Genomic DNA, 9,986 nt, shown 5'->3' on the forward strand with positions numbered 1-9,986 from the left:
CCCGGGCCGACCGCCCGCCGGGCGGGGACGGGGCGGCGGGTAGGGTGCGTGAACATGACGGACACGCGGGGCACGCACCTTTCCGAGCCCGCCCACCCGACCGGCAACGACCTGCACCTCGACCTCCCCGCCACCGGCGGCCGCCGCGCCGCACTGATGACGGCCCTGCGCGAGGCGATCCGCAGCGGCCGGCTGGCGCCCGGCACCCGCCTGCCGCCGTACCGGACGCTCGCCGCCGACCTCGGCCTGGCCCGCAACACCGCCGCCGAGGCCTACGCCGAACTCGTCGCCGAGGGCTGGCTGACCGCTCGTCAGGGATCCGGCACCACCGTCGCCGAACGCGCCGAACCCGTCCCGCCCGCCCAGGCCCGCCGGCCCTCGCGCCGCCCCGGGCCCCGGCACGACCTGCGCCAGGGCCAGCCCGACGGCGCCTCCTTCCCCCGTGCCGCCTGGCTGGCCGCCGCCCGCCGGGCCCTCACCGCCGCGCCCAACGAGGCCTTCGGCCCCGGCGATCCGCAGGGCCGGCGCGAGCTGCGCACCGTCCTCGCCGACTACCTGGCCCGCGCCCGGGGGGTGCGCACCGACCCGGACCGGATCGTGATCTGCTCCGGCTTCGCCCACGCGCTGCGGCTGCTCTTCGACGGCGCAAGGCCCGTCCTGCCGCCCGCCGAGAACGGGCCGCTGGCCGTCGAGGCGTACGGCCTGGGCTTCCACCACGGGCTGCTGGCCGCCGCCGGGGTCACAGCCGTGCCGCTGCCGATCGACGAACAGGGCGCCCTCGTCGACGAGTTGGCGCACCACAGGACCGTCCGTACGGCCCTGCTCACCCCCGCCCACCAGTTCCCCACCGGCGGCCCGCTGAACCCGGGCCGCCGCGCCGCCGTGGTCGACTGGGCGCGCGGCCGCGGCGCACTGGTCCTGGAGGACGACTACGACGGCGAGTTCCGCTACGACCGCCAGCCGGTCGGCGCCGTCCAGGGCCTCGACCCGGAGCGGGTGGTCTACCTCGGCAGCGCCAGCAAGAGCCTCACCCCCGCGCTGCGCCTCGGCTGGATGGTGCTGCCGGACCACCTGGTCGACCGGGCGCTCGCCGCCAAGGGCGAACGCGAGGGCTGGGCCAGCGCGTTGGACCAGCTGACCCTCGCCGAGTTCATCGACTCCGGCGGCTACGACCGGCACGTGCGCCGGATGCGCCGCCACTACCGGGACCGCCGCGACCAGCTGGTGGCCGCACTCGCGGTGAACGCCCCGCACGTCGAGGTGTCCGGCATCGCGGCCGGCCTGCACGCGGTGCTGCGGCTGGAGCCCGGCACCGAGCGCTCGGTGCTCAAGGCTGCCGCCTACCGGGGCCTGGCCGTCGACGGCCTCGCCGACTTCCGGCACCCGGCGATCACCCCCGAGGCCATGCCGGCCGTCGACGGGCTGGTGGTCGGCTACGCCACGCCGCCCGACCACGCCTACACGGCGGCGGTCGAGGCGCTCTGCGACATCCTGCCGCCGTCCGCCTGAGTCCTGAGGGCTGAGTCCTCAGGGCGGGGGCCTCGGGCCGGGGTGTGAGCGGGAGACCGAGGGCGGGGGAGCGGCGAAGGATAGGCTCCCGGGCGCCCCGGTGGGGCCGGAACGCGACTTGCCGGTCCACGGCGTCCGCGCACCGCTCCTGCGTCGGTACGGAACCGGGCTGAGGAGAGCAGCCCACGCGGTGCCGCCGCTTACGCTCCTTGGTCATGCGCAGAACACATCCGATCCGCGCCGCGCTCGTCGCGTGCCCGGCCCTCGTCGTCGGTCTGCTCCTCTCCGCCGCTCCCGCCCGGGCCGACACCCCGCTGCCCCTCACCGCCGTCTCCGACAAGCAGACGACCGTCCGGGGCGGCGAGTTCACGCTCACGCTGACGCTCACCAACCCTTACGACACCCCGATCCAATTCGTCTACCAGAGTGTCCAGGAGACCTACGGAACCAGCCTGCAGACCGGCCTCAAGTTCACCGAGACCGCCTGCGGCACCCAGACCAACGGCTGCAGTGACAACGTCCACGGCGGCATCGCCCGGTACAACGTGCCGCTCGGACCCGGCGCCAGCAGCACCTTCACGGTGACCTACGCCATCGCCCCGGACTCGGCCTGCGGCGACGCCACCCGGATCGACTTCTACTCCTACCTGTACTACGAGTACAACGCAGGGCTGAGCAACAACGCGGGCATCGTCGGTGTCCCCGGCACCCAGGTCGCCTGCGCCTGACCCGAGAGCGACCCGGTCTCGAACCGATCCCGACCCGGCGCGGGCCCGCGACCGTCCCCGGCGCACGCCCCCACTGCGCATCCCCCGTTCCCCCGTCAGGTGCCGGCCGCCCCCGTTCCGGCACCTGACGGGCCGTCCGCGGCGTCGTGGGCGGATGGCAGGCCGGGCGCACGCGTGCCTCGATGCCCCATGGCCCGGTCGGTCCGGTCGATCTCCCCGGCCTGCCGATGTCGTCCGACTTGGCTTGTCTGCGGCTCGACCGGGTGCGACGCGGGTTTTGAGGTGGCCTGAACCGTCCGACCGGTGTGCCGGGTTGACGCCGGCCGGTGGCCGCCGGGGCCGTCCGACGGGGTCGGGGACGGGTGGGAAAGCCATTGGCAGCACGGGGATCGCAGGTGCGAACGGATGTTCCTCCGGTTTTCGGGGCGGTGGGGGCGGACCACGCGAGATTCACCCTATCGGGGGGTACTGGGCGTCCGTACGGCCTTGGTCGGGTTCTGGTGATCTAGGGTTCCGGATGGGCCGCCGGGAGAGGGCGGCCGCATCGCGACAGTTCGCCAACGCCCCCACCGATATACGGATCTGAGGATCCGTCACGGCATGCGCCAGGGCGGTTCGTTCGTACGGCCCTGGCCGCGTGACCCGACCACAGGAATGGAGACCCCTGCCGATGCCCGTGGACACGAGCCCGGAGACAGAGCAGGTCAAGCAGCAGAGCCTTGCGACGGCCGCTGCACGCAACCTTGCCACCACGACCAAGTCCGCACCGCAGATGCAGGAGATCACCTCCCGCTGGCTGCTCAAGGTGCTCCCCTGGGTGCAGGCCGCCGGTGGCGCCTACCGGGTGAACCGTCGGCTCACCTACACCGTGGGCAACGGCGTGGTGGAGTTCATCAAGACCGGTTCCCAGGTCCGGGTGATCCCGGCGGAGCTGGGTGAGTTGGCCCTGCTGCGCGGCTTCGAGGACGAGGATGTGCTCACCGCCCTGGCCGACCGCTGCCAGCAGCGGGACTTCGGCCCCGGTGAGGTGCTCGCCACCCAGGGCGAGGCCGCCGACCGGATCTTCCTGATCGCGCACGGCAGGATCAACCTGTTCGGCACCGGCAAGTACGGCGACGAGACCGAGATCGGCGTGGCCGCCGACGGCGACCGCTTCGGTGACGACTCCCTGTTGAACCCGGACGCCGTCTGGGACTGCACCGCCAAGACCGTCACCTCCGGTGTGGCCCTCACCCTGACCCGGGCGGACTTCGCCGCCATCCGGGACAACGCGCCCAGCCTGCAGGAGCACCTGCAGGCCTTCCTGGCCCTGCCGCTGCAGGCCCAGAACGAGCGCGGCGAGGCCGAGATCGCCATGTCGGCCGGTCACCACGGCGAGTACGAGCTCCCCGGCGCCTTCGTGGACTACGAGCTCAATCCGCGTGAGTACGAGCTGAGCGTCGCGCAGACCATCCTCAAGGTCCACACTCGCGTCGCGGACCTGTACAACCAGCCGATGAACCAGATCGAGCACCAGCTCCGGCTGACCATCGAGGCCCTGCGCGAGCGCCAGGAGCACGAGCTCGTCAACAACCCGGAGTTCGGCCTGCTCAACAACGCCGACTTCGACCAGCGGATCCAGACCCACTCCGGCCCGCCCACCCCGGACGACCTGGACGAGCTGCTCAGCCGCCGCCGCGACCCCGACTACCTGCTGGCCCACCCGCGGACCATCGCCGCGATCGGCCGCGAGTTCAACGCGCGGGGCCTGTACCCCACCCACGTCGACCTCGGCGGGCAGCAGGTGCCGGCCTGGCGCGGGGTACCGATCCTGCCCTGCAACAAGATCCCGATCACCAAGGAGAACACGAGCTCGATCCTCGTGATCCGTGCCGGTGAGGACAACCAGGGCGTGATCGGCCTGCACCAGACCGGCATCCCGGACGAGTACCAGCCGTCCCTCTCGGTCCGCTTCATGGGGATCGACGAGAAGGCGATCATCTCGTACCTGGTCAGCGCCTACTACTCGGCCGCGATCCTGGTGCCGGACGCGGTCGGTGTGCTGGAGAACGTCGAGATCGCGCACCGCCGCCACTGAGCGCGCGGAACACGTTCGTGCGGAACAGTGCGTGCGGGCCGTAACCGGCCGGCACCAAGATCGTTTGACCTGATGACGGACGGCTCACCCCCGGAGGTGGGCCGTCCGCCGCGCGTTTGACCACTTTTGGTCGTGTCCGATCGATTCTCGGCCGGGAGCCGACCGCTTCCGGCCGGTCCTGTCTTGTCCCGTCCTTCCCCCCATGCGACCCGAGAGGTGTGTGGAGCCCATGTCCCAGCGTCGGCAGTTACGCCGGATACCGCTGCACGCCGGCGGGTCGGCGGTCTCCGGGCGGCGGGTACGGCTGATCGGCGCGGCGGTCGGCGTGGTCGCGATGTGCGCACTGGCCACCGGCGCGACCGCGTCCGGGGCCGAGCACGCCGGAGGGTATCCGCACGGCCCGGCCGTGGACACCTGCGTCTGCACCGAGACCGACGTGTCGGTGTCGGTGGGGCCGGGCGGCAGCGTGGGCGTCGGGGTGGGCGTCGACGTCCAGGTCGGCGTCAGCGTCGCCCCCAACGCCGGTACCGGACACCACGGCCACAGGCCCCCGTCAGGCCACCACCCGTGCCACACGCCCCGGGCCACTCCCCTCCCGGCGGCTCCCTCGTCCTCGGCGGGACCACGGCCGGAGCCCGGGCGGCCGGACGACGAGCACGAGGGGCCGGACGGGCACGGCGAGCGCGGGGGGCATAGCTGGCACGACTGGCACGACTGGGGTCACCACCATCACCACCCGCACCCCTGCCCGAGTCCGACGCCCACGCCTACACCTACGCCGACCCATGCGCCCACCCCCACGCCGACCCCGACTTTTACGCCGACCCCCACGCCGACGCCGACCCCCACGCGTACGCCGACCCCCACGCCCAGCCCGACGCCGGCTCCCACCCCGCCGCCCCCGTCGCCGCCCGCGCCGCCGCCGCCCGTACCTGCGGCCCCGGCACCCCCGGCTCCCGCTCCGGATCCGCCCGCTCCCGCGCCGGTCCCGCCGCCACCCGCTGTCCCGGTCGTGCCGAGTCCGGTCGTGCCCAGTCCGGCGGCCCTGAGCGCCGCCCCGCCGAGCCCGGTGCGCCCGAGCCCGCTGTGGCCGGTGCCGTCGGCGCGGCCGACGTTCCACGTGCCCGTTTCGAAGCCGATGAGTGTGCCGCAGCGTCACCACGGCGCCTCGATGACCAAGACGATGCTGCTGGTCATGGTCCCCGCCGTGCTCGCGGCGGCGGCCCTGCGCCCGGGCGGTGGCGGCGGCCGCGGTCGAGGCCGCGCGGGCCGGTCCTGACCCACCACGGGCCCCGACGCCCGTCGGTCGGCCCCGGGACCGCTCCGGCCCCGGGGCCGCCTCCGATCTTTCTGTTCCGTCACAAGCCAAGCCAGAGAAGGGAGTTCCCATGTCCGAGTGGGTGGCGTTGGTCATCGCCATGGCGGCGGCCTGTGTCGTCGTGGTGGCGGTGGTGCTGTTGAGGCACCGCCGCGTGCGCACGGTGGAGAGCACCGACGAGACGCCGGACGTCATCGAGTACATCACGATGATGATCGGGGTGGTCTACGCGATCGTCCTCGGTCTCGCCATCGCGGGTGTCTGGGAGGGGCGCGGCGCCGCCCAGGACGACCTGTTCCGGGAGGCGCAGTCGCTGCGCGAGGTGAGCGACCGGGCGGTGGTCTACCCGGTGGAGTTCCGCGACCAGGTCCGCGCCGACGTGGACGCCTACGTCACGTACGTGGTGAACACCGAGTGGGACTACATGCGCGAGCACGGCGAACTCACCGAGAAGGGCGGCCAGTTGCTGCAGAAGCTGCAGACGGACGTCGCCACCCGGCCGCCGGCCTCCGACCTGGAGTCGCAGGCCTACCAGCCGATCCTGGACCGGATCGACCAGGCCTCCGACGCCCGCAATTCGCGCGGCCAGAACGCCGGCCCCACCATGCCGGACGTGGTCTGGTTCGGACTGCTCGGCGGTGCCGTGGTGACGGTCGGCATGCTGTTCGCGCTGCAGATCCGGAACACGCCGCGGGAGTTGATCCTGGCACTCTGCTTCAGCGCGCTGATCGCCTTCCTGCTGTTCATGATCTGGGACTTCGACAACCCGTTCTCCCGCAGCGTCTCGGTGACCACCCAGCCGTTCGAGGACCTCTTCCCCTCGCTCAACCTCAAGGGCTGAGCAGCGGTGGACGGCCCGCGCGGAATCGGCGGTATCCCGCGCGGGCCGTCGCCGTTCACAGTCGCCTGATGTGACGTCAGCGAAGACTGCTGCCCGTCGAGTTGAGCATCGTGCCGGCCGTGTCGTCGTTCTCCAGGGAGAAGGCGAACAGGCCGCCCAGCCCCTTGCTCTTGGCGTAGGCCCCGCGCGCCTGGACGGCCTGCGGAGTGTCACCGGTCCAGAAGTCGGTGCCGTCGTAGACCCAGCTGCTCTCGGTGACCGGGTCCCAGTGGGTCTGCGCCGCGGTCGGGTTGAGCTCCTTCCAGGCGGCCAGACCGGCCGCCTGGCTCATCGGCTTGGCGGCCGTCGGACCGGTCGCGCTCTGGTAGAGGCCGAAGTTCGAGCTCGCCGGGACGCTCGTCCAGCCGCGCCAGTAGAACGGGATGCCGAGCACCAGCTTGCTCGCCGGGAAGCCGCCGGGGATGCCGTACTCGGGCAGGCCGGTGGTGTACGCGGCGACCGTGGTGTCCACGTTGTACTTGCGGGTGCCGGGGGTGCCGGGGGTGCCGGGGGTGCCGGGGGTGCCGGGGGTGATCGGCGTGGTCGGATCGGCCGGGCTGTCGTGCAGCGGGTCCTGGTGGTTGGTCGGGCCCTTGGCGTCCCACGCGCCGTGCATGTCGTAGGACATCACGTCGGCGTAGTCCAGGTAGGCGCCGATCCTGTCGGTCTCCAGCTGGGCGACCTTGTCCTGACCACTGGGCAGCGCGGCGGTCGGCAGGTAGCGCTTGCCCTGCGCGGAGCCGAGGGCGTCCAGCTGGGTGCGGAACTCCTTCAGCAGCAGCGTGTAGTTCTGCTTGTCGGCGGGGGAGTAGTGGTTGCCGGTGTGGCCGCCGGCCGAGCCGGGGTACTCCCAGTCGAGGTCGATGCCGTCGAAGATGCCCGCGGCCGAGGCCTGTCCGCCCGAGGCGTCACCGGCGACACCGGTCGGCAGGTTCCCCTTGAGGAACATGTCGATGCAGGAGGATACGAAGGTCTTCCGGGAGGCGTCGGTGGCCGCCGCGTCGGAGAAGTACTTGGAGTACGTCCAGCCGCCGATCGAGATGGTGAACCGCAGGTTCGGGTACGCGGCCTTGAGCTGGCGCAGCTGGTTGAAGGGACAAATATTCGCCGTCAAGGGTGTCCGCCCGCTGGACCGTTCCCGGTCGTGGTCTCGTCGGCCCGGTAGGTTGGCCGGTGCAACCGGCAGGACCGGCACGAGCAGGCCCGTCGAACGACCGTCGAACGGAGGAGCCGCGATGGACAGCCAGGACTGGGACGACCGCTACGCCGCGAGCGAGCTGGTGTGGGGCGCCGAGCCCAACCAGTGGGTGGTCCGCGAACTGACCGGCCGCGCTCCCGGCCACGCCCTCGACCTGGCCGCCGGCGAAGGCCGCAACGCCATCTGGCTGGCCGCCCAGGGCTGGGAGGTCACCGGACTGGACTTCTCCGCCGTCGCCCTGGAACGCGCCGAACGGCTCACCGCCGACCTGCCCGACGAGGTCGCCGACCGCCTCACCTGGCGCCACGGCGACGCCCGCACCTTTGAAGGCCCCGCCGCCGGCTACGACCTCGTCCTGGTCGCCTACCTCCAGCTCCCTGCCGAGGACCGCCGCACCGCGCTGCGCCGCGCCGCCGACGCGCTCGCCCCCGGCGGCACCCTGCTGGTCGTCGGACACGACCTGAGCAACCTCACCGAGGGCGTCGGCGGCCCGCAGGACCCGGCCGTGCTCTTCACCCCGGAGGACGTCCGGGCCGACCTCGCCGACCTCGGCCTGCGCACCGTCCGCGCCGAGCGGGTGCACCGTACGGTCGGTGGCGAGCCCGGGCACAAGGGTGGGGGCGCGGGCGGCGTCGCCGTGGACGCGCTGGTACGGCTGGAACGGGCCGCGCGGTGACGGACGGACCCGCTCGGCGCGCCGTGCTCGGCGGGCTGTTGGCCGTCGCCCCGCTGGTGCTGGCGGGGTGCTCAGGGAAGCCGAAGCAGCCCGCCGCGATGCCCGAGCCGAGCGACCCGGGCCGCGAGGCCTTCGTGATGGTGATCCGGCACGGCGAGAAGCCCGACGGCAGCCACCCGGGCCTGGACGAGGCCGGCAAGCCGGACGGCAAGTCGCTCACCGAGCGCGGCTGGGCCCGCGCGAAGGCGCTGCCCACGTTGTTCTCCCCGCCCGTGCCCGGTCTGCGCACCCCGGCCAGGATCCTCGCAGCCGCCGATGACGGCCCGCTGGCCGGCGCACGCCGGATGCGCCAGACCGTCACCCCGCTGGCCGGCAGGCTCGGGCTGACGGTGAACACCGGGTACGCGGAGTCCCAGGAGTCCGCGCTGGTCGGCTCCGCCCTGGCCGGGGAGCAGCCGGTGCTGATCTGCTGGGAGCACTCGCGGATCCCGCGGATCGTCGAAGCGCTCGGCGCCACCGGCAGCGGCGTGCCCGCCGCCTGGCCGGACCGGTTCGACACGATCTGGACGTTCTCCCGGCCGGCGCGCGGGCCGTGGGCCTTCCACGAGGTGCGGCAGCACCTGCTGGACGGCGACACCTGATCCGCCCCGGCCGGGAGGGCGTAGGAGAGTCGGCCCTGGACAGCGTGCTGCCCCGGTCGTTCGGTGCCGTTCCACGGCTACGCCGGACGTCGGACCGCCGGTTCCGTCGGTGTGCGGACCGTTGTCGGGGGTGAGGCGAGGGGGAGTGCGGGGTAGGGGTGCTCGCAGGACCCCGTCGGATGATCAGGAAATTTTCTACAGTGCTGTAGATTCTCGGCACGCGGCGGTGGCAGAACGAGGAGGACGCGATGAGCGTTTCGCTGGCCAAGGGGCAGCAGATCAGCCTGGAGAAGCCGGGCGGTGGGCAGCTGAGCCTGGTCCGGATGGGCCTCGGGTGGAAGGCGGCGGAGCGCAAGGGCTTCCTCGCCAAGCTGCTCGCCGCCGGCCGGGAGATCGACCTGGACGCCTCGGCGGTGCTGTTCGCCCAGGGGCGGCCGGTGGACGTGGTGTTCTTCCAGCACCTCACCAGCAACGACGGCTCGGTGCGGCACAGCGGGGACAACCTGGTCGGCGGCTCGGGCGGCGCGACCGACGACGAGTCGATCACGGTCAACCTGACGACGGTGTCGGCCGAGGTCGATCAGATCCTCTTCACCGTCAACTCCTTCACCGGCCAGACCTTCCAGGAGGTCGAGGCGGCTTTCTGCCGGCTCGTGGACGAGACCACCGGTGCCGAGCTGGCCCGCTACACGCTCACCGGCGGCGGCCCGTACACCGCGCAGATCATGGCCAAGGTGCAGCGCACGCCGACCGGTTGGCAGATGGCCGCGATCGGCCAGCCGGCCAGCGGGCGGACCTTCCAGGACCTGATGCCGGAGCTGGTCAAGCACCTCTGAGCAGGCCCGGACGGGCGGCGGTCGCAGCGGGGGCGGGGTTGGAGGAGGGGGGGGGAGAGGCACTCCCCCTCCCCCCTCCCCCTTCTCATTTTTTTTGCGTGTACCGGAAGCGAAAAAAAGAGG

7 protein-coding genes and 1 pseudogene are annotated in these 9,986 nt (G+C 72.6%); 7 read left to right on the top strand and 1 reads right to left on the bottom strand.

The window, feature by feature from the left end; all coding sequences use genetic code 11:
- Positions 1–54 precede the first annotated feature (54 nt).
- From pdxR to ACZ52J_RS12740, 4 genes are all read left to right on the top strand, one after another.
- Entirely contained in the window at positions 55–1,509 is a 1,455-nt protein-coding gene (gene pdxR / locus ACZ52J_RS12725; protein ID WP_465618122.1) for a MocR-like pyridoxine biosynthesis transcription factor PdxR, read from the top strand.
- Positions 1,510–1,724: 215 nt separating this feature from the next.
- Entirely contained in the window at positions 1,725–2,237 is a 513-nt protein-coding gene (locus ACZ52J_RS12730; protein WP_360494087.1) for a hypothetical protein, read from the top strand.
- Between the two features lie 670 nt (positions 2,238–2,907).
- Complete coding sequence (locus tag ACZ52J_RS12735; RefSeq protein ID WP_465618125.1) at positions 2,908–4,314, top strand: family 2B encapsulin nanocompartment shell protein; 1,407 nt, start codon at positions 2,908–2,910, stop codon at positions 4,312–4,314.
- A 1,388-nt stretch (positions 4,315–5,702) separates the two neighbouring features.
- The gene (locus tag ACZ52J_RS12740) at positions 5,703–6,473 is read left to right on the top strand and encodes a bestrophin-like domain (RefSeq protein ID WP_465618127.1); all 771 of its coding nucleotides are present in this window, start codon (positions 5,703–5,705) and stop codon (positions 6,471–6,473) included.
- A 76-nt stretch (positions 6,474–6,549) separates the two neighbouring features.
- Here ACZ52J_RS12740 and ACZ52J_RS12745 read toward each other — a convergent pair.
- Positions 6,550–7,629, bottom strand: a pseudogene (locus ACZ52J_RS12745) (glycoside hydrolase family 18 protein); the annotation flags it as partial.
- A gap of 118 nt (positions 7,630–7,747) precedes the next feature.
- On the opposite strand from ACZ52J_RS12745, the gene ACZ52J_RS12750 reads away from it, so the two are divergent.
- The 3 genes from ACZ52J_RS12750 to ACZ52J_RS12760 all read left to right on the top strand — a co-directional run bounded on the left by ACZ52J_RS12750 (position 7,748) and on the right by ACZ52J_RS12760 (position 9,863).
- Positions 7,748–8,386, top strand: coding sequence for a class I SAM-dependent methyltransferase (locus tag ACZ52J_RS12750; RefSeq protein WP_465618129.1), 639 nt, complete (start codon positions 7,748–7,750; stop codon positions 8,384–8,386).
- Positions 8,383–9,027 carry a hypothetical protein gene (locus ACZ52J_RS12755; protein WP_465618131.1) on the top strand — a complete coding sequence of 215 codons (645 nt, stop codon included), beginning with the start codon at positions 8,383–8,385 and terminating at the stop codon, positions 9,025–9,027. The genes ACZ52J_RS12750 and ACZ52J_RS12755 overlap by 4 nt, the downstream gene beginning before the upstream one ends.
- Positions 9,028–9,275: 248 nt before the next feature.
- Positions 9,276–9,863 carry a TerD family protein gene (locus ACZ52J_RS12760; RefSeq protein ID WP_360494105.1) on the top strand — a complete coding sequence of 196 codons (588 nt, stop codon included), beginning with the start codon at positions 9,276–9,278 and terminating at the stop codon, positions 9,861–9,863.
- Positions 9,864–9,986: the final 123 nt, after the last annotated feature.

It is taken from the genome of Kitasatospora sp. NPDC034035, from assembly GCF_055575755.1.